25 protein-coding genes are annotated in these 25,293 nt (G+C 61.7%); 12 read left to right on the top strand and 13 right to left on the bottom strand.

The window, feature by feature from the left end; genetic code table 11:
• The first annotated feature begins 176 nt into the window (after window positions 1-176).
• The 4 genes from ctrA (at window position 177) to QM647_RS02135 (ending at window position 2,649) form a co-directional block, all read left to right on the top strand.
• Window positions 177-878 carry a response regulator transcription factor CtrA gene (ctrA, locus tag QM647_RS02150; protein ID WP_414993821.1) on the top strand — a complete coding sequence of 234 codons (702 nt, stop codon included), beginning with the start codon at window positions 177-179 and terminating at the stop codon, window positions 876-878.
• Window positions 879-1,128: 250 nt separating this feature from the next.
• A complete protein-coding gene (locus tag QM647_RS02145) occupies window positions 1,129-1,467 on the top strand; it encodes an ArsR/SmtB family transcription factor (RefSeq protein WP_414993820.1) in 339 nt (112 codons plus the stop codon).
• Window positions 1,468-1,478: 11 nt separating this feature from the next.
• Window positions 1,479-1,826, top strand: a complete 348-nt coding sequence (gene arsC / locus QM647_RS02140; protein WP_414993819.1) for an arsenate reductase (glutaredoxin) — start codon at window positions 1,479-1,481, stop codon at window positions 1,824-1,826.
• A gap of 193 nt (window positions 1,827-2,019) precedes the next feature.
• Window positions 2,020-2,649, top strand: coding sequence for a DUF4142 domain-containing protein (locus QM647_RS02135; protein ID WP_414993818.1), 630 nt, complete (start codon window positions 2,020-2,022; stop codon window positions 2,647-2,649).
• A gap of 155 nt (window positions 2,650-2,804) precedes the next feature.
• Here QM647_RS02135 and QM647_RS02130 read toward each other — a convergent pair whose 3' ends face one another.
• The 6 genes from QM647_RS02130 to QM647_RS02105 all read right to left on the bottom strand — a co-directional run bounded on the left by QM647_RS02130 (window position 2,805) and on the right by QM647_RS02105 (window position 9,017).
• Window positions 2,805-3,221, bottom strand: a complete 417-nt coding sequence (locus QM647_RS02130) for a hypothetical protein (protein WP_414993817.1) — start codon at window positions 3,219-3,221, stop codon at window positions 2,805-2,807.
• A gap of 255 nt (window positions 3,222-3,476) precedes the next feature.
• On the bottom strand, window positions 3,477-4,319 hold the full coding sequence (locus QM647_RS02125) for a CheR family methyltransferase (RefSeq protein ID WP_414993816.1): 843 nt from the start codon (window positions 4,317-4,319) through the stop codon (window positions 3,477-3,479).
• Window positions 4,319-5,530 carry a protein-glutamate methylesterase/protein-glutamine glutaminase gene (locus tag QM647_RS02120; protein WP_414993815.1) on the bottom strand — a complete coding sequence of 404 codons (1,212 nt, stop codon included), beginning with the start codon at window positions 5,528-5,530 and terminating at the stop codon, window positions 4,319-4,321. The genes QM647_RS02125 and QM647_RS02120 overlap by 1 nt, the downstream gene beginning before the upstream one ends.
• 98 nt (window positions 5,531-5,628) lie before the next feature.
• Entirely contained in the window at window positions 5,629-5,994 is a 366-nt protein-coding gene (locus QM647_RS02115; RefSeq protein ID WP_414993814.1) for a response regulator, read from the bottom strand.
• A gap of 30 nt (window positions 5,995-6,024) precedes the next feature.
• A complete protein-coding gene (locus QM647_RS02110; RefSeq protein ID WP_414993813.1) occupies window positions 6,025-6,468 on the bottom strand; it encodes a chemotaxis protein CheW in 444 nt (147 codons plus the stop codon).
• The gene (locus QM647_RS02105) at window positions 6,465-9,017 is read right to left on the bottom strand and encodes a chemotaxis protein CheA (RefSeq protein ID WP_414993812.1); all 2,553 of its coding nucleotides are present in this window, start codon (window positions 9,015-9,017) and stop codon (window positions 6,465-6,467) included. The genes QM647_RS02110 and QM647_RS02105 overlap by 4 nt, the downstream gene beginning before the upstream one ends.
• Before the next feature lie 552 nt (window positions 9,018-9,569).
• Between QM647_RS02105 and QM647_RS02100 the strand changes: the two genes are divergently transcribed.
• Window positions 9,570-11,174 carry a peptide chain release factor 3 gene (locus tag QM647_RS02100; RefSeq protein WP_414993811.1) on the top strand — a complete coding sequence of 535 codons (1,605 nt, stop codon included), beginning with the start codon at window positions 9,570-9,572 and terminating at the stop codon, window positions 11,172-11,174.
• A gap of 54 nt (window positions 11,175-11,228) precedes the next feature.
• Here QM647_RS02100 and QM647_RS02095 read toward each other — a convergent pair whose 3' ends face one another.
• The gene (locus QM647_RS02095) at window positions 11,229-11,654 is read right to left on the bottom strand and encodes an MAPEG family protein (protein WP_414993810.1); all 426 of its coding nucleotides are present in this window, start codon (window positions 11,652-11,654) and stop codon (window positions 11,229-11,231) included.
• Complete coding sequence (locus QM647_RS02090; protein ID WP_414993809.1) at window positions 11,651-12,559, bottom strand: LysR family transcriptional regulator; 909 nt, start codon at window positions 12,557-12,559, stop codon at window positions 11,651-11,653. Before QM647_RS02090 ends, QM647_RS02095 begins: the two co-directional genes overlap by 4 nt.
• Window positions 12,560-12,658: 99 nt before the next feature.
• Between QM647_RS02090 and QM647_RS02085 the strand changes: the two genes are divergently transcribed.
• The 7 genes from QM647_RS02085 (at window position 12,659) to QM647_RS02055 (ending at window position 20,003) form a co-directional block, all read left to right on the top strand.
• The gene (locus tag QM647_RS02085) at window positions 12,659-13,489 is read left to right on the top strand and encodes an oxidoreductase (protein ID WP_414993808.1); all 831 of its coding nucleotides are present in this window, start codon (window positions 12,659-12,661) and stop codon (window positions 13,487-13,489) included.
• 1 nt (window position 13,490) lies between these two features.
• On the top strand, window positions 13,491-14,342 hold the full coding sequence (locus tag QM647_RS02080; RefSeq protein WP_414993807.1) for an aldo/keto reductase: 852 nt from the start codon (window positions 13,491-13,493) through the stop codon (window positions 14,340-14,342).
• Window positions 14,343-14,451: 109 nt separating this feature from the next.
• Entirely contained in the window at window positions 14,452-15,792 is a 1,341-nt protein-coding gene (locus tag QM647_RS02075) for a hypothetical protein (protein ID WP_414993806.1), read from the top strand.
• Window positions 15,793-15,857: 65 nt separating this feature from the next.
• Window positions 15,858-16,154, top strand: coding sequence for a hypothetical protein (locus tag QM647_RS02070; protein ID WP_414993805.1), 297 nt, complete (start codon window positions 15,858-15,860; stop codon window positions 16,152-16,154).
• Window positions 16,151-17,311, top strand: a complete 1,161-nt coding sequence (locus tag QM647_RS02065; RefSeq protein WP_414993804.1) for a glycosidase — start codon at window positions 16,151-16,153, stop codon at window positions 17,309-17,311. Before QM647_RS02070 ends, QM647_RS02065 begins: the two co-directional genes overlap by 4 nt.
• A gap of 79 nt (window positions 17,312-17,390) precedes the next feature.
• A complete protein-coding gene (locus QM647_RS02060) occupies window positions 17,391-19,151 on the top strand; it encodes an ATP-binding protein (RefSeq protein ID WP_414993803.1) in 1,761 nt (586 codons plus the stop codon).
• Between the two features lie 81 nt (window positions 19,152-19,232).
• Window positions 19,233-20,003, top strand: a complete 771-nt coding sequence (locus QM647_RS02055; RefSeq protein ID WP_414993802.1) for a ThuA domain-containing protein — start codon at window positions 19,233-19,235, stop codon at window positions 20,001-20,003.
• Between the two features lie 46 nt (window positions 20,004-20,049).
• On the opposite strand, the gene QM647_RS02050 is transcribed toward QM647_RS02055, so the two are convergent.
• The 5 genes from QM647_RS02050 to QM647_RS02030 form a co-directional block, all read right to left on the bottom strand.
• Complete coding sequence (locus QM647_RS02050) at window positions 20,050-21,210, bottom strand: FAD-dependent oxidoreductase (protein WP_414993801.1); 1,161 nt, start codon at window positions 21,208-21,210, stop codon at window positions 20,050-20,052.
• Window positions 21,211-21,370: 160 nt separating this feature from the next.
• Complete coding sequence (locus QM647_RS02045; protein WP_414993800.1) at window positions 21,371-21,892, bottom strand: hypothetical protein; 522 nt, start codon at window positions 21,890-21,892, stop codon at window positions 21,371-21,373.
• Window positions 21,893-22,458: 566 nt separating this feature from the next.
• Window positions 22,459-22,866 carry a hypothetical protein gene (locus QM647_RS02040; protein ID WP_414993799.1) on the bottom strand — a complete coding sequence of 136 codons (408 nt, stop codon included), beginning with the start codon at window positions 22,864-22,866 and terminating at the stop codon, window positions 22,459-22,461.
• Between the two features lie 231 nt (window positions 22,867-23,097).
• Window positions 23,098-24,195: a DUF2336 domain-containing protein gene (locus QM647_RS02035; protein ID WP_414993798.1), complete on the bottom strand. Its 1,098-nt coding sequence runs from the start codon at window positions 24,193-24,195 to the stop codon at window positions 23,098-23,100.
• A 36-nt stretch (window positions 24,196-24,231) separates the two neighbouring features.
• Window positions 24,232-25,239, bottom strand: coding sequence for a hypothetical protein (locus QM647_RS02030; protein WP_414993797.1), 1,008 nt, complete (start codon window positions 25,237-25,239; stop codon window positions 24,232-24,234).
• Window positions 25,240-25,293 lie beyond the last annotated feature (54 nt).

Here is a 25,293-nt window from a genome sequence, read left to right as displayed (position 1 = left end):
ACTCCCGACTCTTGCCCCCGATTCGCAAATCACCTTACCCCTTGATTCTGAGTTTTCTAAACCGAGTTGTTAAGCTTAACGAATCTTAAGGGATTTCCTGTTTAGCATGAAGGTTAACGGGCGTTGGCATGTCGCCTCCGCCATTTTTCGTTACCCACGAGCCGGGAGGGGCTTAAATGCGCGTACTACTTATTGAAGACGACAGCGCGACCGCTCAGAGCATCGAACTGATGCTCAAGTCGGAAGGCTTTAACGTCTATACGACCGATCTCGGTGAAGAAGGTGTCGATCTCGGCAAGATCTACGATTACGACCTGATCCTGCTCGATCTGTCGCTGCCCGATATGTCCGGTCTGGAAGTGCTGCGCCAGCTGCGCGTCGGCAAGATCAACACGCCGATCATGATCCTGTCGGGCACCTCGGAAATCGATACCAAGGTCAAGACCCTGGGTTCCGGCGCCGACGATTACATGACCAAGCCGTTCCACAAGGACGAACTGATCGCCCGCATCCATGCCGTTGTCCGTCGCTCCAAGGGCCATGCCCAGTCGGTCATCCGCACGGGTGATATTGTTGTGAACCTGGACGCCAAGACCGTTGAAGTCTCTGGCAACCGCGTTCACCTGACCGGCAAGGAATACGAAATGCTGGAGCTGCTGTCCCTGCGCAAGGGCACCACGCTCACCAAGGAAATGTTCCTGAACCACCTCTATGGCGGCATGGACGAGCCCGAACTGAAGATCATCGACGTCTTCATCTGCAAGCTGCGCAAGAAGCTGGCCGTCGCCGCCGATGGCAATCACTATATCGAAACCGTCTGGGGCCGCGGCTATGTGCTGCGCGATCCGCACGAGCAAGGCAGCATTGTTGCTGCCTAAAAAATTTGGTGTCGCCGCTTAAGCGGCTTCGCCTTCTGAGTACTGAAAAAGCCCGCTGACCTCTCTCGGCGGGCTTTTTTGCGCGCCCATATCACCCCAAACGCACGAAATAGTGTGGGGAAAGGGCATGAAAAGGCGCAAGGCTCGCCTTTAAGTTTCCATAGTTTTATAATAGAGGAGGCTTTCCTTCCCCGTTTTACGTCGCGTTTGGGCCATTTGGTCGGTCGCGAACGTTTGCAAAGGCCAGCCCATGATCAGCGAGGACGCTGTCGTAAACCTGTTCGCCCTGGCGCACCCTGGCCGGCTGAATGTCTTTCGCACCATCGCAAAGGCCGGCCCGCAGGGCATGGCAGCCGGCAAGATCGCCGCGGAGAACGCCATCCCGGCCAATACGGCCTCGACCCACCTCAGCATCCTGACCGGCGCCGGTCTCCTGACCGCCTATCGTGACGGCCGCTCGATCATCTATCGCGCCAATTTCCCGCACTATGCCGACCTGATGCGTTTTCTGGTCGAAGAGGTCACGGAAAACCGTCCGGAAGCGGCCGTCGTGCTCCAGGATGTGCTGAAAGCGCGCACCAAGGCCTGAGTCAGTCACTGATGTCCGTTACCATCTATCACCGTCCGCAATGCGCGACGTCGCGCCAGGTGCTCGAACTTATCCGTGCCCAGGGCATCGAACCCCACATCGTCGACTATGTGAAAACCGGCTGGACGAAGGATCAGCTGACGACGCTTCTGGCCGCCATGAAGCTGGAACCGCGTGCCCTGCTTCGCATCAAGGGCACGCCGGCGGAAGAACTGGGCCTGACCGACCCTTCGGTCAGTGCTGCGCGCCTGCTGACGGCCATGATCAAACATCCTCTCCTTGTCGAACGGCCGATCGTGACCAGCGACAAGGGCACCCTTGTGGCGCGGCCGCCGGAGCGGGTGCTGTCTCTTCTCTGACATATTGCCGCCGGCTTGTTGCCCGCGTTCCGCCACGATACGGGCGGGGATTACCATTTTCTTATTTTCCGGACGGGTACCCCCTACGAACTCTTGCCTAAAGAGCCCCATTTCCACCGAAGCGTGTCCTTATTGTCATAGTCCTCAGCCCGCACCCGCTCAACAGGTGCTAAATCAAGAAGAGGATTACACCATGAAGACCAAGCTTGCTTATAAGGTTTCCGGAATTCTGGCGGCCACGGTTGTCGCTTCGGCCCTTGGCCTGTCGGCCCATGCCCAAACGACCACGACCCCCGATCCGGCGGCAAACCCCGTGCCGCCTGTGGCCGACCCGGCCGTGCCTGGCAATGCCGCCGCTGACGCCGCCACGCCGGTAGCGGCCGATACCAATGCCGCGAAGGACTTCATGAAGGAAGCCTTCATGGCTAACGAGTTTACCATCGCCGCCAGCCAGCTGGCCGCCACGCAAGGGGAAAGCCCCGATGTCAAGGCAGCGGCGCAAACCGTGCTCGATAACGGTCTGAAGACCCGCACGGCCATGGTCGCCGCCATCCAGGGTTCGACCTCGGACATGCACTTCGACCAGAATTTCACCGATGACTATAACGCCAAGCTCGGTGAGCTGAAGGCGGCCAAGGGCGCCGATTTCGACAGCAAGTATGTTGCGGATCAGGGCGAGGTCAACGACAAGGCCGAAACGGTCTTCCAGGCCTATGCCTCCACCGGCACCGATGAAGCGGTGAAGACTTTCGCCTCGAATACCCTGCCGGCCCTGGCCGCGAATGGCGATAAGCTGGACTCCGTCGCGCAGGGCGGCAACTAGAGCGTTCTCCGATCTGATTGTCTCGGATCGGGGCTCTAATTCTTTGCTTTGACGTACTTTTCGGAAAGTGCTCCAGACCCCACGCCCGTATAGATCGGCCGGGAATGCCGATCAGGGCGAAAAATCCCCCGGGACCGTCCCGGGGGATTTTTTATTCAGTCGGCGGTGCGGGCCGCCTTGGCCTGGGCCTTGGCGGCGTCGATATGCCGGGCCATGGCCTTGACGAAAGGCAGGCGGCGCAGGAACAGCCGGAAGGCGATGGCCGCCACTGCAAAGCCCATCCAGACCTCCGGCTTGTTATATTCCGGGTGCAGGTCGTAGACGAACACTTTGAAGCCGATGGACAGGGCCAGGTAGGGGATCAGTATGGCGCCCCAGCGCACGAATTCATCCTTCAGGAAGCCGCCCGCGCCGCCGGGATGATAGCGCCAGGCCGACTGGCTCGATAGCCAGCGGATCAGCACGACGAGCGTAATGACAACCAGGGTAATCGCGGTGGAAATCAGCACCATCAGCAGCGGATGAGCATGTTGCCAGGCCTGTGAAGCGGCCTGCTGTTGAGCGGGGGACATGAAGATGCCTTTCGGAAAGTGAAGTCCTTAAGCGCACCCCAAAAAGTGTAACGCACTTTTTGGATCAACATGCGCGTCAGGACAAAAAGCTTAGAGCGCCGATCTGGTTTGGCCAGATCGGAACACGGTCTAAGCTTTGATGTCCACTGTTACCGCTTTTGGATGTTTCTGAAACAAAAAAACAGACCTGTCTCACAAACAAAACCCCCGCCGGTGTCTCACCGACGGGGTTAAAACATCCGGGGGAAGGGATTATCAGGCGATCTTACGGACCGGGGCGGTCTGTGCCGCCGCGTTCTTGATATAGAGGCCGCGCATGCCCGGCATCGGCTTGAAGACGTCGGTAATGCCCAGCACGGTTTCAGCGGCGCCCAGGAACAGGCAGCCGTCATCGGCCAGAAGGGTCGCCATCTGTTCCAGCACGCGCTTCTTGGTCTCCAGGTCGAAATAGATCAGCACATTGCGGCAGTAGATTACGTCTTGGCGGCCGACCGTACGCAGGTCGTCGAGCAGGTTCATCTTCTTGAAGCGGATCGAGGAACGCAGCTTCGGCGAAATGCGCCACATCTCGTCGACCTTCTCGAAGTGCTTGACCATCATGGTGATCGGCAGGCCGCGCTGAACCTCGAACTGGGTGTAGAGGCCGGCCTGCGCCTTTTCCAGGCAACGCTCGGAAATATCGGTGGCCAGAATATCGAGATTGAGGCGCGGATACTGCATCCGCGACTCGTCCATCAGCATGGCCAGGGAATAGGGTTCCTGACCGGTCGAGCAGGCGGCGCACCACACCTTGATGTCGCCCGAAAGGCGCGTCTTGGCCAGGGCCGGCAGGATATCGCTCTTGAACTGGTCGAAGGGCAGCTTGTCGCGGAAGAAGAAGGTCTCGTTGGTCGTCATCGCGTCGGTGACGGCGGCCATCAGCTTTTCGTCGCGCTTGGTGCGCAGGGCGGTGAGCAGGGCCGAGACATTGGCGAAGCCTTCGCGGCGGGCCACCGGGGCCAGGCGGCTTTCGATCAGATAGGTCTTGTCCGCGCCCAGGATCAGGCCCGAGCGGGATTTTAGCAGAGCGGCGAGATGCTCGATATCTTCAGGTGTCATTAGTTCGGACGCTCCCCGCGCGCAAAAGCTTTACAGGCCGCAGAGAGCCCTTCGATCGGTTTGATGAGTTCAGCCAGGCCGGCTTCGGCCACGGCGCCAGGCATGCCCCAGACGACGCTGGTGGCTTCGTCCTGCGCCATGACTGAGGCATTGACATCGACCAGCGCCTTGGCGCCGTCGCGGCCGTCATGGCCCATGCCGGTCAGCACGACGGCCAGGGCGTGGTTGCCATAGACATCGGCGGCGGATTTGAACAGGGGATCGACCGCCGGGCGGCACCAGTTGACCTGCGGACCCTGATCCAGCTTGATCTGCTTGCAGATCGGGTCGTTTTTGATGGTCATGTGCCAATCGCCGGGGGCGATATAGATGTTGCGGCTCTCGATCAGCATGCCGTCCTTGGCTTCCTGCACCTTCTGCGGCAGGGCCTTGTCGAGGTGCTCGGCGAGAATGGCGGTGAAGGTGGCCGGCATGTGCTGCACGATCAGAACCGGCAGTTTCCAGTCAGGCCCAAGACCCAGCAGGAAGTTGCGCAGCGCAGGGGGGCCGCCGGTCGAAGCGCCGACGACCAGGCAGTCGATCCGCTTGGGGCCTGTGCTGCGTGGACGCAAAACGGGCGCGGCCGGCGTAATGACCGGCTTGGGCGCGGCGCGGAAGGTCGAGGCTGGCGCGGGTGTGGTGGTGCCATGCGCTGAAGGGGCTAGCGGGGCACGGGCCGCTGGGGCCGCCGGTGCCGGTGCGGCCGCCCCGGTACTCGCGGGCGCAGGCCATGAGCGCGTGCGGCCGCATAGCGCGCGGATCTTGGTCAGCAGTTCGGTGCGGAAGCCGTCTGCGCCGCCGATGCGGGTCGAATCCGGCTTCGGGATATAGTCGGCCGCGCCCAGTTCGAGCGCGCGGATGGTGACATTGGCGCCGCGCGTCGTCAGCGTCGAGGCCATCAAAACCTTCAGGCCCGGCTTGGCGGCGAGCAGCTTCGGCAGGGCTTCGAGACCGCCCATATTGGGCATTTCGATGTCGAGGATCAGCACGTCCGGCTGGATTTCCTTGACCTTCTCCACGCCCTTGGCGCCATCGATGGCCAGACCGGCCAGCACCATGTCCGGCTCCTGCTCCAGCCAGCGCGAAATGAGCCCGCGCACGACCGCCGAGTCATCGACGATCATGATCTTCAGGGGCCGCAATGAAGCGGAGGTGTGAGGGTTCAGAGACATGAATATGGCCGGAAAAAATGAATACGCAGGTACTTTTTTATTGGGCGTTTCCTCCCCGAACGCATGCACGCTTTCGGAGTCGTCAGTCGTGTCGGCCCCTAGAGCAGGCCGACTTCGGAGAACTTGGCTTCGAGGATTTCACCGTCGAACGGCTTCATGATGTATTCGGAAGCGCCTTCGGTCAGGGCTTCGGTAATGTGGGCAAGGTCGTTTTCGGTGGTGCAGAAAACGACGATCGGGGCCTTGCCGCCCTCTTCCTTGCGCAGCTGGCGCAGGAAGGTGATGCCGTCCATGACCGGCATGTTCCAGTCGAGCAGGATGGCGGAAGGCATTTTTTCCTTGCAGGACTTCAGCGCTTCCAGGCCGTCATTGGCCTCGCTGACCTCGAAGGAGAGGTTTTCCAGGATGCGTCTGGCAACCTTGCGGATAACGCGGCTATCGTCGACGACGAGACAGGTTTTCATCCTGTTGTTTCCTTATATTCTAAAAGGACCTTAAGCGGCCTTCAGATGCGCGGCATCCAAAAGCGTGTGCGGATCCAATACTATCAGAAGTTCCTTTTCCAATTGATAAACGCCGACGATTATTTCTGCCCAGCGCGGCGGCAGATTGCCCGGCGGGGCGTGGAACTTCTCATCGTCGAGCTTCAGGACCTCATCTACCGAGTCGATGACGAGGCCATAAGAGTCGCCATGCACTTCCAGACCGATGGCCAGCGGCTCGGGCGAGCCTTCCGGACGCGGCGGCAGGCCCAGACGGCGGCGGGCGCAGACGGCGGTGACGATGCGGCCGCGCAGGTTCAGCACACCGGCGATTTCGGAGCGCGACAGCGGCACGGGAGTCAGGCCGCGCGGGTGGAAGACATCGTGGACGCGGGCGGCATCGACGCCGAACAGCTGGCCGCCGACGCGGAGGGTTACATAGTCACGCAGGCTCATGCGACGGCCTTCTCACTGGAGTTATAAGCGGGCTGGCGCTGGTGTTCGGCCAGGCCGCGCAGCTGGTAGTAATCGACATCGAGGATTTCGCAGGCGCGACCGGCAACGACAGCGGTGCCACGTACGCCCGGACGATCGGCCGACAGCTCGATGGTCATGTGGTCTTCGACGACATCGACGATCTCATCGACCGCCAGGCCCATGGCATAGCCTTCGCCGGTGAAGACCAGCAGGGGCTGGATGTGGGCTTCATCGCTGCGCGACGAGAGCAGACCGGAGAAGTCGCTGTTGACCGTCAGGATCGGCATCAGCTTGCCGCGATACTGCAGGGCGGCGCGGCCTTCCATGATCTCGATCTGCGACGATTCAATGTGTTCGAGGCGGGTGATGTGTTCGAGCTCGACAGCCTTTGGCGCGCCGTTGCCGGCCTTGAAGAGCAGCATGGCGACCTTTTCGCTGCCTGTGTGCTCGACCGTTTCTTCCGTTTCCTCGGCGGCCTTTTCTTCCAGCATGTTGCCGGCGCGTTCGGACATCGCATTGGGATCGAGGATCAGCACGACCGAACCGTCGCCCAGGATGGTGGCGCCGGAGAAGACGGCGACATCGCGCAGGATGGTGGCCAGCGGCTTGACGACGATTTCTTCCGTATCCAGCACGTCATTGACGACCAGGCCGTAGCGGCGCTCACCGACCTGGATGACCATGACGAAGGTGGCGTCTTCGTCCCTGGCGGCTTCGAGCTGGAGCGTCGGGCCCAGCTGGACCAGCGGCAGCAGCTTGTTGCGCAGGCGCAGGACGAGGGCGTCGTTGATCTTTTCGATCTTGTGCTCGGCATTGGCGCCGGTGCGGACCAGTTCCATGACAGCGGTCTGCGGCACGGCGAACTTTTGCGCGCCGGCGCCGACGATCAGGGCCGAAACGATGGCCAGAGTCAGCGGGATCTTGATGGTGAAGGTGGTGCCCTGACCGGGGACCGAGTTCAGGTCGATCTGACCGCCGATCTGCTCGATATTGGTGCGCACCACGTCCATGCCGACGCCGCGGCCGGAGAGGTTGGTGACCGCCGCCGCCGTCGAGAAGCCGGGCGCGAAGATGAAGCGATGGATCTGCTGATCGCTCATGCCATCGACTTCGCCGCGCGGGGCCAGGTTCTTTTCGATGATCTTTTCGCGGATGCGGGCGGTATTCAGGCCCCGGCCGTTGTCGGCGATGCGGATGACGATGTAGCCGCCTTCATGGAAGGCCGCCAGCTTGATGGTGCCGTTGGCCGGCTTGCCGATATCGATGCGTTCCTGCGTGCCTTCCAGGCCGTGGTCGGCCGAGTTGCGCACCATGTGGGTCAGCGGATCGCGGATCAGTTCGAGCACTTGTCTGTCAAGCTCGGTGCCTTCGCCTTCCATGACGAGGTCGATCTTCTTGCCCAGTTCGTAACTAAGGTCGCGCACCAGACGGGGCAGCTTCTTCCACGCCGCGCCGATCGGCTGCATGCGGGTCTTCATCACGCTGTCCTGCAGTTCGCCGGTCAGGGTGGAGAGGCGTTGCAGCGGGGTGGCGAAGGCGGAATCTTCGCGGTTACGGCTGATCTGGAGGAGCTGGTTGCGGGTCAGCACCATTTCCGAAACCAGGGTCATCAGGCCTTCGAGCACATCGACCGACACGCGGATCGACTGGGTGGTGGCGATGCCCTGCGGGTCTTCGCCGGCGGCAGGTTCGGGGGCCGTGGGCGCGGGGGGCTTGGGCGCGGCAGCGGCCTTTACGGGCTCCGGCGCCTTGACCGGCTCGGCTTTGATCTCGGCAACCTTTTCCGGCTCATCGTCCATCCAGTCGGGCGCCTCGGCGGCGGCGAAGGCGGCTTCGAGATCGGCTTCGGAGACTTCACCGGGGCGCAGCTGGCGGCCGGTGGCGGGATCGATGTCGCCCGGCTTGAGACTGACCGGACCTTCCGGACCATCGGCGGCGGCGAAGGCGGCTTCGAGATCGGCTTCGGAAACTTCACCGACGCGCAGCACACGGCCGGTGGCGGGATCGACATCACCGGCTTGCAGCGAGCCCTTGGCTTCGGCGGCGGCGGCGACGGAAACGGCAGGGATATTCAGTTCGGCGCGCTCGGCATCGGCGGCCAGGGAGCGATCCGGCACATCGACGGTCTTCAGTGCGGAGAGATCGACTTCCTGGCCCTCGGCCATGGCTTCGAGCTGCGCGATCAGGTCGTGGTCATCGCCATCGGGCTCGCTGCCGGTCTGTTCCAGGCCGGCGAGGATCACCTTGATGCGGTCGATGGAGTGCAGGACCAGGGTCACGGCCAGCGGCGTAACGTCCAGCTTGCCGTCACGGAAGCGGCCGAGCAGGGTTTCGCCGGCGTGGGCCACGGCTTCGAGGCGCGACAGGCCCAGGAAGCCGCAGGTCCCCTTGACCGTATGGACCAGGCGGAAAATGTTATCGAGCGTCTTGCGTTCGTTGGGGTTGGCTTCGAACTTGACCAGTTCGCTATCGACGACCTCAAGGCTTTCAGCGGTTTCGGTCAGAAATTCAGCAATTAAGTCGTCCACAACATACCCCGTGTTTACTGGCCGCCCTGCCGGAAAGTGAGACTCCGGGCATGACTTGTCAGGGCCATAGTGAACAGCTTTGGTTAAAGGGCCGTTGCCAAAACCTTACCAAACTCTGAATTTTGTCCGATTTTCGCGAAGGGGTTGTTTATTGAAACGAAAATGATTTTTACGAGCTTCCCGGCAGCCTCTAACTTAGTACGGCCGCGCAAAAGACCTGGCCTTAATATCTTGATTTGAGCGGATGTGTTGTGATCTTAAAACTTACCACTTACCGATTGTGCGGAAATTATATGACCCAGGCGGAAGATAGGTTGCTCTATGCGCTGATGTGCATATGTGCACAATACATCGAAGATAATGGTGAACTCGACCATATGTGCATGAGTGCAGGAGAAGAAGCCGTACAGTTGTTGGTCGAAGATGGTCTGGTTGCACCTTCCGGCCGTGGAGGTACCTGGACAGAAGCTGGCAAAGCACTCTTATGGTCCAGGTAGATTGCCGGTCATCTTGTTTTGACTTTTGACCACCAAACGGCTAACGCCTCCGGCCATGTCAAACACCCCCGAAACCGAAGCGCCGCGCCGGCGCACCTTCGCTATCATCTCGCACCCGGACGCCGGTAAGACGACCCTGACCGAGCACCTGCTGCTGGCCGGCGGATCGATCCGCGCCGCCGGTCAGGTGCGCGCCCGTGGTGAAAACCGCCGCACGCGCTCCGACTGGATGAAGATCGAAAAGGAACGCGGCATCTCGGTTTCGTCCTCGGTGATGACCTTCGAGCACGACGGCAAGATGTTCAACCTGCTCGATACGCCGGGCCACGAGGACTTCTCGGAAGACACCTACCGGACGCTTACCGCTGCCGACGCCGCCGTCATGGTGCTGGACGCCGCCAAGGGCATCGAGCCGCAGACTCTTAAACTCTTCGAAGTCTGCCGCCTGCGCGATATCCCTATCATCACCTTCATCAACAAGATGGACCGCGAGGCCGAGGACGCCCTGGCCCTGCTCGATGAAGTGGCTTCGAAGCTGCAACTCGATCCGTCGCCGCTGTACTGGCCGGCCGGTTCGGGCAACCGGTTCCGCGGCATGCTGGAGCTGAAGACCGGCCTGTTCTACCCCTTCACCAAACGCGACAGCGGCGCCGAATACGACCAGGGTCACGAAGGCCCGGCCTCGCTCGATGAGGCCGTGGCCAATGGCTGGCTCTCGGCCGACGAACGCACTGAGCTGACCGACACCGCCGAACTGATCGAGGGTGGTTTCAAGCCGTTCGATGAGGAAAGTTTCCTCGAAGGCCATATGACGCCGGTCATTTTCGGCTCGGCGCTGCGCCACTATGGCGTCAACCAGCTGCTCGAAGCCATCGGTGGCTTCGCTCCGCCGCCGAAGACCGTCAAGGCCAGCAAGGCCGGCGTCGATACGGTGGTCAATCCGACCGAAAAGGAAGTCACCGGCTTCGTCTTCAAGGTCCAGGCCAATATGGACCCGAACCACCGCGACCGCATCGCCATGCTGAAACTGACCTCCGGCAAGTTCCAGCGTGGCATGAAGCTGAAGGTGCAGAACACCGGCAAGCAACTGAGCGTCAACGCCCCGATCATGTTCTTCGCCTCCGACCGCGAACTGGCGGAGGATGCCTTTGGCGGCGATGTTATCGGCATTCCGAACCACGGCGTGCTGCGCGTCGGTGACAGTCTGTCGGAAAGCGGTACGATCCGTTTCGCCGGCCTGCCGAACTTCGCGCCGGAAATTCTGCAACGCGTGCGCGTGAAAGATCCGCTCAAGGCCAAGCACCTCAAAAAGGCGCTGGAATCCCTGGCCGAAGAAGGCGTGACGCAGCTGTTCCGTCCCAGCATCGGCTCTGACTTTATCGTCGGCGCCGTCGGCCAGCTCCAGTTCGAAGTCATGGCCGACCGCCTGGCCAATGAATACGGCCTGGAATGCGTGTTCGAGCCGTCACCTTACGCCGAAGCCCGCTGGCTGGGCGGCGATGCTGCCAAGATTGAAGACTTCGCTTCCAAGTACCGCGCGCAAATGGGCACGGATATCGACGAGGCCCCGGTTTTCCTCGGCAAATCAGGCTGGGAAATCAACTACGTCGCCGAACGCTTCCCGGATGTGTCGTTCCAGAGGACGAAAGAACGGGGATAGTCTTCAGGTATTTTAGTGCTACCTTCGCCCTCCTCATAAATGGGGAGGGCGATTTTAAGTCAATAACTGCCACCCGCTCCGCACAATCATCGCAGCCAATACAAACCATGAGGCCGCGAACAGCATCATCCGGACGCTGATCTTATTGACCAGCGACTGCCACAGGGAATGGGCCACGCGAATAGCGACAAAGAGCCAAGCCAGGGCGACATTGATCGAGTCCGCCTGGCCGAGCAGCACGATCACGATGACCACGGCGTAGAAAAGCGGTGGCGCCTCGGTCAGGTTGTTGTAGTTGGCGGCCGGGTTGAGCGCCCAGTCCGGCAGCTTGCGCATGGTGGCGAAGGTGGCGGTATCCGGCGTCACGCCCGCCTGTTTAAAGGCCCTCATGCGCGTGAGGTAGAGCCACATCATCATGACGAAATGCAAAATTCCCATGGCCAGAATGGCGGCCAGCATGGATTTGGCGGCTTCGGTCATGACAAAAGGCTCCTTTGCTGCTGTTTCACGAAATCGATGAAGGTCCTGAGACCGGCACGCATCTGGCGGTGGGGTGGGTAATAGAGGCACAGGCCCGGATAGGGCGGCGTGAAGTCCGCCAGCACCCGCACCAGCCGGCCTTCGGCGATCGGCTGGGCCACCACGGCGTCGCTGATATAGGCAAGACCCGCACCGGCCAGCGCCGCCGTCAGCATCAGGGCGTCATTATTCAACGTCAGCCGGCCGGGCACATCCACGGCGATCTCCTCACCGCGCACCTCAAACTCCCAGCGATAAAGCAGACCGCTCGGTAGCCGGCGGCGAATACAGTTGTGCGCCGCCAGGTCGGCCGGACTGCGTGGTGGCGGATTCGCTTTGAAATAATCCGGTGCGCCAACCACCGCCCAGCTTATTTCCGGCCCGAACGGGACCGCCACCATGTCCTGCGGCACCACTTCGGCCAGGCGCAGGCCGAGATCGAAGCCTTCCGCTACGATATCGATATTGCGGCCTTCGGACACCAGATCGACGGACATGTCCGGGTAGCGCTCCAGAAAGGCCAGCACGACAGGTGCGATGCGGGCGGCCGCCCTCTCGGAGGCATTGAGCCGCAACAGGCCCGACGGCGTGTCGCGCAGGGCGTTGACATCTTCCATAGCCCCGGAAATTTCGTGCAGGGCCGGCCCCACTCGTGACAGGAACTGCTCACCGGCCTGGCTGAGGGATACGCTGCGTGTGGTGCGGTTGAACAGACGCACGCCGAGCCGTTGTTCCAGTGTGGCGATGGCATGGCTGAGCGCCGAAGGCGACATGTCCAGTTCACGGGCGGCGCGACGAAAATTATTATGCGTGGCCACCGTCACTACGGCGTGAAGCTCGAACAGTCCGGAATTGCGAAAAGCCATTGTGCGAAATCCTGCATTAGCTTGTGCTGAATAGTGCGTCTTATTCAATCAATTGTCTATGCCTATCTTGGCGTTCAGGTAAGTTGAGAGGATTTCACAATGCGCAAGATCATTTTCATCACCGGCGTTTCCACGGGCTTTGGCCGCGCCATCGCCGGGGCCGCCATCGCTGCCGGCCACACGGTTATCGGCACTGTCCGCAAGCCTGAGGATGCGGCCGCCTTCGAAGCGTTGAGCGCGAATGCCCATGCCCGCCGGCTTGACGTCACCGATACCGCCGCCATCGCGCCGCTGGTGGCCGAGGTCGAGCAATCCATCGGTCCCATCGATGTGCTGATCAATAATGCCGGCTATGGCAGCGAGGGCATATTGGAGGAAACGCCGCTCGAAGAGGTCCGCCGCCAGTTCGAGGTCAATGTCTTTGGGCCGGTGGCGATGATCCAGGCGGTCCTGCCGTTTATGCGCGCCCGCAAGGCAGGCCACATCATCAATATCACCTCAATGGGCGGATTCATTACCCTGCCGGGTATCAGTGTCTATCATGGCTCGAAATTCGCGCTGGAAGGCATCGGCGAATCGCTCGGCAAGGAGCTGGCGGGTCTTGGCATTCACGTCACCAATGTCGAACCGGGCGGTTTCCGCACCGACTGGGCCGGCCGTTCGATGACCCGCACCCCGCGGTCGATCGCCGACTATGATACGGTGATGGATGGTGTGCGCGAACGTCGTCAGGCCTATCATGGCCATCAGGTCGGCGATCCGGTAAAACTGGGCCGCGCCGTGGTGGAACTGGTTGCTAATCCCGCTCCGCCTGCCCATCTCTTGCTCGGCAGCGACGGTCTGCGGCTGGTGCGCGAAAAGCTGAACGCCTTGCAGCTTGAGATCGACGCCAATGAGCGCATAACCTTATCGACGGATTATGAGGATTAAGATGAGCACTTTCAAAATCGGCGGCGAAATCGAAATCAACCGCCTGGGGTTCGGCGCCATGCGCATCACCGGCAAGGGCGTCTGGGGCGAGCCGGCGGATCGCGAAGAGGCTTTGCGCACCCTGAAACGTCTGCCGGAACTGGGCGTCAATTTTATCGATACCGCCGATTCCTATGGGCCTGAGGTTTCGGAACAGCTGATCCGGGACGCCCTGTTTCAGGAGGCCGAGCGTCCCTATGGCGATATACTCGTGGCCACCAAGGGCGGCCTGACCCGTCCCGGCCCCAATATCTGGCATCAGGATGGCCGGCCCGAATATCTGATGCAGCAGGTCCACAAGAGCCTGCGCAATCTCTGCGTTGAGCAGATCGACCTGTGGCAGCTTCACCGCATCGACACCAGGGTGCCCGCCGATGAGCAGTTCGGCGCCATCCGGCAGTTCCTCGATGAGGGCCTGATCCGTCATGCGGGTCTGAGCGAGGTGTCGGTGGGCGAGATCGAGGCGGCGCGGAAGGTCTTTCCGGTAGCGACCGTGCAGAACCACTACAATCTCGTCAATCGCCAGCATGAGGATGTGCTGGACTATTGCGAGGCCCACGGCATCGGTTTCATCCCGTGGTATCCTCTGGCGGCCGGTGACCTGGCGCAAAGCGGCGGCCCGCTCGATCAGATCGCCCGCCTGCACAAGGCGACGCCCTCCCAGATCGCCCTGGCCTGGATGCTGAAACGCTCACCGGTCATGCTGCCGATACCGGGCACCTCGAAGGTCAGGCATCTGGAGGAAAATATCGCCGCCGCGCAGATCGTTCTGTCGGATGAGGAATTTGCCGCGCTGGATCGGGCAGGGCGATAGACGGGGATAACCACAGCCTCCGGCATCCCCCTTGCAATTGTCCGTTCACCTCCGAACGAGGCGTATCGTCCTGATACGTTTTTCGCTTAGCGGAGGCGGTGGACAGACCATGTTTGAATTTGGCCGTGAACTGAGGCGCATCTTTCGTAATCACGGGCGGATCGAAGCCGATCCCAGCCTGTATGAGCTGATGAACCTGCAACTGCTGATCGGGCAGGGGCGCCAGCTCGATATCGAGGGCGGCCGGGTCTCGACCAAGAACCGCTTCGCCCCCTATCTCGAAGCCGCGCGCATCTGGCGCGAATACGGCCGCCGCACCGGTGATCCCGTGGCACTGCGCCGCGCCGCCGCCGCCGCTGAAAACGCCGGCAAGGAAGCCAAGACCAGCGTCGAGGCTGCCTCGGCCGCGCTGGAACAGGCCCAGACCTGCCTCGTTTCGGCCGATCTGTTCGAGACCTGGGAACTGCTGACCTCCGCCGAGGAACTGCTGGCCGGCGGCCGCGCCGCGATCCAGGACGACGAAGCCCTGCGCGCCCGTTTCAACCGCGTCGAGGCGCAACTGGCGGCCCGTCTCGCCGTGAAACAGGGGATCGAAGGCGATCTCGAACTGGCCCTGCTGGCCATGTCCCATATTGACCGCGCCGTCGATCGTGCCGACAAGCGCGTGCAGCACACCCATGCCGCCGCCGACAAGATCGAAGCCGCGCAGGCCCGCTATGAGCGCGCCGACCTGCTGATGATGGTCGGGCTCGATCGCTGCGATCCGTCGCTGATGGCCGCCGTGATCAAGGATTTCGAGGCGCTCCAGGCGCGCTTCGATCCGGCCTATGAGCCGGTCACCTGGTCGCGCGTCAATCTGCGTCTGGGTATGGCCATGATCTGGAAGGGCGAGCTGGAAGGGAATCCGGGCGTGATCTCGGAAGGCATTTCCCTGCTGAGCAGCGAGGACGAACCGGTCGATTTCGAGCATTCGCCGATAGACTGGGTGGCGCACAAGCAGGCTTTGGCGATGGGGCTTCAGGCCCTGGCCGAACTGACGCTCAACGAGCAGATTTATGATAAGGCCATGCAGGTCTATGACCTGGCCATCAAGCGCCCCCTGCAAAAAGGTCTGGCCCTGCGCGGCCAGCTGATCAACAATCGCGCCGCATGTCTGGCCAAGCACGCCGAACTGAAGGGCGACCTGAAGTCGCTCGATCGCGCCGAGGCCGATTTCAAGACCGAACTGCGCGCCTGCAAGCCGGACAGCGATCCGGTCGGCTGGGCGATCCTGCAAACCAACCTAGCCCGCGTCTATATCGCCCGCGGCGATATCACTGGCTTCATGATGGAACGCACCGAGGCCGCCTATGCCCTGGAAGCAGCCGTGGAAATCTTCGATGAGCAGCACCTGAAAACCCTGTCCAAGGGCGCTCAGGTCCAGCTCGATCGGGTACGGGAAATGGCCTAATCCACATTGCCTCTTAACAGCCTTTCACGGGAGACTCTGTGACGGGGCGATGAGAGGACAGGATCATGACCGTAACCACCTCCAAAGGCCTGGCGCGCGACAGTGTGCTCAAGCCGGGCGAAACCATTCTGAGCGATGCGTCGGGCGTGCCCTTCACGCCGGAAAACCGCGACCGCCACGCCTCCGAATATGCCCCCACCGGTATAGATGACACGCCGCGCCTCTACAGCGGCGCCGCGCTCGATATCGATTCCCGGCAAATGCCCGATGATGGCGTGGTCGAGGTGCATGACACCGACGAAGACCTGCTGGCGATCGAGCGCGAAAGCCCCATTTCCGATAAGCCGGAACCGGTCCGGTGAGTACCCATGCCGTTGATCGCCTGGTTCTGACACCGGATGATATCGACCTCAAACGCTCGCCGCTGGCGGGCCACCTCAATGCCGAAACCTATGTGCTGGGCGCCTTCAATCCCGGACTGACCCGGCTGGACAATGGCAACCTGCTGATGATGGTGCGGGTGGCCGAGGCCCTGCGCAAGCCGATCTTCGATGACCACGTCCATTCCATCCGCTGGGATGCCGGTCGTTATGTGCTCGATCCCTGGCCGCTGGAACTGGTCGATACCGCCGATCCGCGCGTTTTCAAGCTGCGTGGCGGCGGCTGGAAGATCATCGCCCTGACGTCTCTGTCCTGGCTTTTGCCGGTCGAGCTGTCGCCGGACGGGCTGGAGGTCATCGCCATGCACTACAGCAAGGCGGTGGCGCCAGCCAGCAGCCTGCAATGCTACGGCATCGAGGATCCGCGTATCTCGAAGGTGGAGGGGCGCTTCCTGATGACCACCTGTTCGGTCAGCCCGGAGCGCCATTCCACAACGCTCTACAGTTCGAAAAACGGCCTGGATTGGGTGTTCGAGGATATCGTGCTCGACCACCAGAACAAGGACATGCTGATCTTCGAAGGGCTGATCGGCGGCGAATACTGGGCCCAGACACGGCCGCTCGGCGATCTCTATTTCGCCTATCCGCCGGGCAGCGAATGGCGCGCCGGGCCTTCGATCAATCTCGCCTCCTCGAAAGATACGCTCTACTGGAAACCCTATCGCAAGCCGGGCATCCGCCCGCATTCCGGCACGGTGGCCACGGCGCGCATGGGCGGCGGCACCCCCCCGATCCTGACGCCGGAGGGGTGGCTGACCCTGTGGCACGGCGTCGAGCCCAAGGAACTGGTCGGCATCTATCGCACCTACTGGTCGATCCTCGACAAGGATGATCCCGGCCGCGTGGTCCGTACTGAACATACGCCGCTGCTGGAAGCCAACCCCGATCTGACGCGTCGCATAGAGGATCAGGTCTATATCCGCGATGTGGTGTTTACGACCGGCATCGCCGATGGCGGCGATCATTATATCGTGGCATCGGGGGAGGGGGATTTAGCCTGCCGCATCACCCATATTCCCAAGTCGGTCTTTGCCGTGAAAGCTGATGCACAGGCGTTGAGCGAACAGGGCGTCGGTTGAGCGTCTTTAGGTTTTTGTAAACTCAATCTATAGTAGCTTTGCTATGGCCGCTCTGCCAGACTGAATTGAGTATATGCCGATGAGTTTTATACTACCTGACGCTGACACCTCCACCCGCCATTCGGCCTGGTATACGCAGGCCATGGAGCGGTTGATCGAAGTGGTTCAGGCGCTTTCCCAGGCGCGCGATATCGACACCATTTCCCGCATTACACGCGATGCCGCGCGCGAACTGACCGGCGCGGATGGCGCCACCTTCGTGCTGCGTGATGGCGACAAGTGCTTCTATGCCGATGAGAATGCCATCGAGCCTCTGTGGAAGGGCAAACGCTTCCCGATGGAGATGTGCATTTCCGGCTGGGTGATGCTGAATGCGCAGGCCGTGAAGATCGAGGATATCTACGCCGATGCGCGTATTCCGGCCGAAGCCTACCGCCCGACCTTCGTTAAAAGCCTGGCCATGGTGCCGATCCGCAAGATCGCGCCGATTGGCGCCATAGGCAATTACTGGGCCTATAATTACCAGCCGACCGACGAACAGATGGCCGTGCTCCAGGCCCTGGCCAATACCACGGCGGTGGCGCTGGAAAATGCGCGGCTGATCGAGGAACTGCGTGACAAGGTCGATACCCTGCAGCGGCAGCAGGCGCAGATCCGGGTGCAGCATGAATCGCTGGAGGTCTTCACCCACGCCCTGGCCCACGACCTGAAGGAACCGGTGCGGACGGTGCGCGCCTTTTCCGAAATGATCGTCGCCAATCCGGACGCGCCGGAGCTGAACGCCGGCTATTTCGATTTCATCCGTCATGCCGCCGACCGCATGGCCATGCTGGTCGATACGGTTTTCAACTATACCCAGCTGCATGACCCTTCGCGCACCATAAAGTCCGACTGCGAGATGGACACCGCCCTGGCCGACGCGGAGAACAATCTGCGCCAGTTGATCACCGAGCACGATGCCCTGGTCATGGCCAGTCCGCTGCCGGTCGTCAGCGCTCAGCCCAGCCATATGATGCAGGTGCTGCAGAACCTGATCGGCAATGCGGTCAAGCATTCGCCGGATGGCGTGAAGGTGGAGGTGTCGGCGCAGGACCGTGGCGATCACTGGCAGTTCAGCGTGCGCGACAATGGCCCGGGTATCGAGGCCGCTGACCTGAAACGTATTTTCGAGCCGTTCAAGCGGCTCAACCTGAATGAGGAAGGCGCCGGCCTCGGCCTGGCCATCTGCAGCAAGATCATCAGCCTGCACGGCGGGCGACTGTGGTGTGAATCGGCGCCAGGCGAGGGCGCCAGCTTTATGTTTACCTTGCCCAAGCCCGGACGCGATACCGGGCCAAAAACCGGGAGTGAAACCATGGCGGCCAATGATGATGCCACCGAGATAACGGAAAAGAGCGCCACCACCAGTCTGGCGCGCGTCCTGCTGGTCGATGACCGTGAGGCCGATCTGGAACTGACGCGCGTCTTCCTGCGTATCCGCGACAAGATGGAATCCGAGCTGTCGGTGGCGCGTTCCGCCAAGGAGGCCCTGACCCTGATGCGCCAGGCCCGTGCGGACGGTACGCCTTATGATCTGATCCTGCTTGATATCAACATGCCCGGCATGGATGGCTTCGAGATGCTGCGCGCCCTGCGCGGTGAAAACGATCATACGGCCGTGGTCATGTGTACCGGCTCGACCTATGACCGCGATGTCGAACAGGCCCGCGAGCTGGGGGCTGCCGGCTATATGGTCAAGCCGGCCTCACTGGCGCAACTGCGCCCGATGGTCGATAATATTCCCGCCCTGCGCTGGCAGGATGAGGGCGCGGCGGCGCGGCTGGTGCGGGCGGCCGCCTGACAGTCTGTCGGGCGAGCGGTTGCGTGACCGCCGTATTTGCTGTCCTATGCCGGAGCGATGAAGGTCGTCCGGGAGAGGAACATGAAGCGCGTTACCCTGATACTGATGGCGATTTTTGCCGTTCTGGCGCCATCTCACAGCTGGGCGGATAGCCAGTACCGGCTGCTCGTGCTGGCGATGCCGAGCAAGTACCACTACGAATATATTCCGGTGGCGCGCGAAAGCCTTGAACACCTGGCGCGCCTGCATAGTTTCGACATGACCTGGAGCCAGACCGCCGATCCGCTGGAACATGACCTGAGCGGCTACGCGGCCATCATGCTGCTCAACACGCCGGTGGAAGACCTCAATGCGGCCCAGCGTGCCGGCTTCGAAGCCTATATGCGTGGCGGTGGTAATGTCATTGTGGTGCATCGCGCCGCCATCGCCCTGCCGGCCAACAGCTGGCCGTGGTATGAAAAGCTGGTCGGGCGCACCGTGGCCACGCATCCGATGCTGCAAACCGGCGTGGTCGAGGTGGTCGATCCGGGCTTCCCCGCCGCCTATGGCGTGCCCGGGCGCTGGGTATGGAGCGATGAGTTCTACCCGCTCACCAATCCGTACAATAGCGATATCACACCGGTGCTGAACGTGGACGAGACGAGCTATGACCCGACGAAGATCTGGCCCGGCCAGGTCTCCAAAGGCATGGGCAAAAACCATCCCGTGGCCTGGTATCATCGCTTTGAGAAGGGCCGGGTCTTTGTCACCACCCTGGGGCATAATGTCGAGATGTACCGCGATCCGCAGTATCTCTCGCACCTGATGGGCGGCATTTACTGGACCGCCACGGGGCTGGGTCAAAAGCACTAGAGCGTTTTTTAATCCGAAAAGTGCGTCACACTTTTCGGAAAGTGCTTTAGACGCGATAGATCGCCTTCAGCTTTTCAAGCGCTCCTTGCGCGGCCACCGGATCGGCGGTTTCGTTGTCGTCGTTCCAGCCAAAGGCCTCGTCCGGGCCGAAATCCTGAACCACAATGCCATCGCGGCGCGCCAGCACGCCCACACCGTCATGATAGACTCCGTAATGAACGCCTTCCTGTGGTGTCAGCCAGACGATCTGACCGCGAACGGGAATGACGGTCTCATCCTTCCACAGGGCGCGGGCGCCATAGCCGGTGCAGTTGATAACCACCTTTTCCTTCAGCCTGGAGAGGTTGGATGGATCGTGGAATTCAATGTGTTCGAAACGGCCACCGGCGAGCAGGAAATCGGCCTCCAGCTGGCGGCCGTAATCGGCGATATTGAAGGAGAGATTGGCGGCGCGGCGCACTTCGGCAGCGGCAAAGGGTGTGGTTTCCGGCGCCACCGGGCCGGAATGCGGCATCAGCCCGCTTAGCCGGTCATTGAGATAGGCGAAGCCGGGATCGAACGAGGCCGGTGCGCTGGTCTGCGCGGTGGCCTGCGCTTCCGGCGTGGCGGGTTCCGGATCGCGGAGATTGTAATAGTCGATCCATTCGACCGGACTGCCGGCGCTGCCAACGAAGCTTTCGTGCATGGCCGCGGAGGTGCGCGCCATGCGTTCCCACAGGGCGGGGAAATCGGCTGTCATTGAGGCGGTCTGCGCCACGCGCGAATCCGGCGACCAGATGCCGGTGGCGCGGGCCGAACGGACGAAGGGAAAGCGTTCTTTTGCGTAGATGGTGACCTCGGCGCCGGCGCGCTGGGCGGTGAGGGCGGCGGTCAGGCCAAGCGCCCCGGCGCCAATGACCGCGATCTTGCGTGGCGAGGACTGCATGGCCAGCCCGACGGCGACCTCCGCCGACCCCCAGGAGAGCGACCAGCCGCTGCCGCCATGGCCGTAATTATGGATGACCTGCTTGCGGCCGACGATCTCGTTTTCGATGCGCGGACCGCTGGCGCGGAAGGGACGCAGGCAGACCGTGGTGCGGAAAACCTGGGCGGGATCGGTACGGATGGGGATCAGGGCCGGCTCGGCCGCGCGCGCCAAGGCAGGCGTCATAAGGGCCGTGGCGAGACCGCCGCGCAGAAGGGTTCTTCGATTTAAAGGATTGGCCATGATCACCCCGCCGGTTGCAACGCCGGCACCCTACAGACGGTAACATGGGGCGGCAAGGCGGGGACTGGTCACAAAAAAATGAGGAGAGGCTCGACACCTGTCCCCATTTTTTGCCTTAACGCACGTTCCGGAAAGCGCGTCACACTTTTCGGAACATGCTCTAGTGGCGATTGCTGGTGAAGCGGCCATTGTCGTCGCGTTCGCGGCCTGAAGCGCCACGGCCACCGGCGTTGGTATCTTCATCATCGTCGCGGTTGCGGTTTTGAGCGCCGGAACCGCTGTGGCTCATACTGCCGGCGCGGGCGTGGCCCTCGGGATCGCCGTGCCAGCCGCGACCCTGGCTGGATGACGCCCCGTAGGCGCGATCATTATCCCGGTCGCGACGCTCATTGCGGAAGCGCCCGTCTTCATCGCGCTGGCGATTGGCCTGGCCATGACGGCCCTGTTGGTGGGCATGCCAGCCACGCGCGTGGCCATAGGCGTGCCAGTCGTTGAATTCGGCGTCTTCGTCACGCGAACGGTCGTAATTCCGCTCGCGATCGTCGGACGCGCGATAATCGTCATCGTCGTTTTCGTAGCGAGAGCGCGGTCCGCTCATGTAGCGGCCGTCATCGTCGCGATGGCGGTCATTGCCACGATCATTGGAACGGTATTCACGGTCGTCGTTATAATTTCTGGGCATGTCGTCTCCTTTCCCGCAAGGCTGCGGGCAGACTTCTGGTATTCGCTTTCAGGAATTTCCGCTCTGTTGCCTCAGATCGACAGGGCGAAAAGGTGGTGTGCCGGTAAGGCCCGGACACGGCGCGAATACTAGGTCCGGCGCCGTAAGATTGTCATGCCGATGGCCGGAAGCGCCGGTAAATATGAGGTAAGCCTCCGTCCACGGACAAATGGAGCGGATATGGCAGGCGAGCTTTTATCGGCGGTCGATAAAGGTAAGCGACAGTGTCTGTTCGCAATTTGGCCTTATGCTGCGGGAAAGCGCCGATCGGATGCGCTTATGACTTCTTTATAGGGCAGAGCGGGGCTGGTGAGGATTTATGGCCGGGTGACGCCTTCACAAGTGGTCATTGACCGGTTTTGAATAGGTTATGACAAAAAAGGTGACAGCGCTGTCATTTTTTGCTTGCGTTAGCGGTACCACCCTGCTATTTAGGTGTTCTAGGCCTTTTTCGAGGCCTTTGCCCTTCCTGGGCGTTTCCTCCCTGTAAACTGGCCGCGCTGTTTAGCGCGGCTTTTTTTTTGCCTTCAGGGCTGATTGGCGAAGCGCTTGTCGATCTCGCGGGCGAGGTTGAGCGGGTAGGAAGCGGCAACCGTCCATCTTGTCGCGTCCTTCCTCATATACAGAACCCATGAGGCACCGACATCAGGGATATCCTGCCCGACTTCGCACAGGTTTTCCGGCTTGCTGATAACGAACTGTGTCGTATCCGGTTTGCCATCCACTGTCTGTGTCAGTTGCGCGGTGGCCGTCCATGTCGGCAGCGCGTTCAGGAAAATGGGTTTAGGCTCCGTGCTGGTAATGGTGGCGATCACTACGGCGTCGTAGGATTCCCGAACACGTTCATCGGGCGTTACGGCGTGGCGACAGGCATTGGCAGTACAGGGTGCAGCTATGATCAGGGAGACGAGCAGAATGAGGACTGTTTTGCGCATTTCCGTACTCCGAAGAAAGCCAGAAGCCCCACCACCACATCTCACGCTTCGCGTTCGTGCGGTCCCCCTCCCCATCGGAGATGGAGAGGTACAGGAAGGATGACCTCCAAATGGAAAGGCATCGTGCCGATCCATTTGGCAAGGGCGACCGCCGGCCGCGCACGCTTCGCTGCTTGAGCACAATGCGTGTATGCCTCTTACTAAGAAACCTTAATCGAGACCAAGTCCCGATTAAGCGGCGTGGCCTTCGGCGCGGCGCATGCGCCAGAAGCGGATGGTGCGCAGGGCGGTTTCCTTTGGCAGCTCGTTATAGAGGCGGGCATATTCGCCGGCCTTGCCCATGGCGTTTTCCTGATCGGCCAGCATGATCATGGCGTAGGTCAGGAAGAGGGCCTTGTCGAGATCGGCGGCCTTGCAGGCGATCGCCAGGGCGTCGATTTCCTTTTTTTCCACCAGATGGCGGGCGGTCAGGAAATCGAGATCGGCCATCTGCGAGAGGGCGCAGAGGAAATAGGTCGGGTTCGGATCGCGCATGTACTTGGCGAGCAGGGTCGGCGTCAGGCGCGAATTGCGGCGCAGGGAATCGACCTCGGCCGAGATCTTTTCGTAATCTTCCGGGAAGCTGCCATAGGCGACAGCCACCTTGTTGCGGCCCTTGGAAAGTGCCAGTTCCAGCGCCGCCGGATCGAGTTTTTCGTTCTCGCGCATGATACGTTCGCGCAGGCGGGCCTCGACGACAAAATACATGTCGTTCATCAGGTCGACCGGCATGTCGGTGCGATTGACGACGACCTCGTGCAGGGCCGGATTGGACTGGGCGCGCTGGACGACCTGCTCGTTCGAGGCGCGCGACAGGCGGGCGCCGTCATTGCTCAGCAGGGTGTGCAGGGTGTCGTCGTCGCCGCGGTTGACGATGACGCCGGAAATGTGCTCGGAGACGGTCTCGCGCTTGGAAACCGCGCGCAGGTGATCCTGGCCTTGCGTTGAGACGATGTGGAGCAGGTCTGTTTCGGTCAGGGCTTTCGAGCGCGTCAGGATCGGTTCGGCGACGGCGATATCATCGGCGGCCAGGCGGCGCAACAGCCCTAGCGGCGCGCGCTGGGCTTGAGACAATGAGGCGGAGATTTCGGCGCGGACCACGGTTTCCATATCGGCCGTCAGCTGGCTCATCACCGTGTCGTAGAGTTCCATTTCCGGCCCGCTGATATCGTCCGGATTGGTCATGAAGACGCCGGTTACCTGGCGCAAAAGCTCGCGACGCTTGGCGCTGGAAGGCTCCTTGGCGAGGTCGATCAGGTCGGTGAGCGTGGAGGTCGGTACGCGGGACATTCTGGTTCCTTGGTAGCCATTCTGGCGAGGTCGTTATCAGTTTGCGGCGGTCTTCTTGTCTTTGGCGGTATCGCTGTCATCGTTCGAGTCATCGCCGGACTGGCTGGTCTTGTCATCGGACGAAACGGTCAGCAGGGCGCCGGTAGCGTCCGGCGTAACCTCGATCGGGTCTGGCTTCAGGCCGTACTGGCGGTGCAGGCTGTAGAGGCGCGGCTCGTCGGCCGGAGTTTTGTACTGTTCGCCGGGAATGAAGACGTGGTCGGCCGTCTGCGAGGCCAGGGAGACATCGGGCTCCGGCGCGGTGGCGGTGGAAGGCGCGGATGTGTCCTTCGGGGCCTCGGCGGTCGGCAGCTGCGCGGCGCGGGCGGCGGCGATGCGGGCGGCATATTTGCTGGTGGCCGGCACCTCATAGGCGCCGTCACTGCTTAAGGTATTGGCGACGGCCGGCGGTGTCGGCGCGGTCTCGATGGGCGCAGGTGGCGGCGCGGTGGCGACGACGGGCTTGGCCTTTGCCGCGGGCTTTGAAGACGCCTGAGGCGTGGCTTTCGGGGCAGGCTGGGTTATCGGCGCTTCAGGCGTCAGGTCCGGATCATCGGCCAGGCCGGGATCGGGCGGGTAGCTGTCGTCGTCGGCTTGCGGCGCTGCGACGGGCACCACGGCCACGGGCCTGGGCGCGGCGAGGGGCACGGGCTGCGACACGGATATCGGTGACGGCGCACGCACGGGTGGGGCCGGTACAGGGGCGAAGGTCTGCTGAGGCGAGGGCACGTTGGAAGCGACCGTGGCCTGGACCTGCTTGGCTGGCCAGCGCAGGTTGCGCGCGTAAGGATCGCCGACCTGTCCGTAAGGCGAGGGCGGCACGGCATAGGCGCCGCTGGCGGTCTGGACCTGATCGGGCTGCGTGGCCGTATCCGCCTGGCTTTTGTTGTTCCAGCTCAGGTAAGCACCATCGGAGCCGGCAAGGGCCATGCAAGGCACCGCGACCGCGGCCAGGCTAAGGGCGGCGGCAGACAGCAGGGAGCGGGCAAGGGCAGGCTTAGTCATGGCTTGCTTTTGAAAAATTACGCGTTACGTCGGGTTGTAATCCGGTAATCCTAA

Origin of the sequence: Asticcacaulis sp. (assembly GCF_047605585.1) — a bacterium.
Lineage (GTDB): Bacteria > Pseudomonadota > Alphaproteobacteria > Caulobacterales > Caulobacteraceae > Asticcacaulis.
Note: the sequence above shows the minus strand (reverse complement) of the source record. Positions and strands in the feature narration are given on the sequence as shown.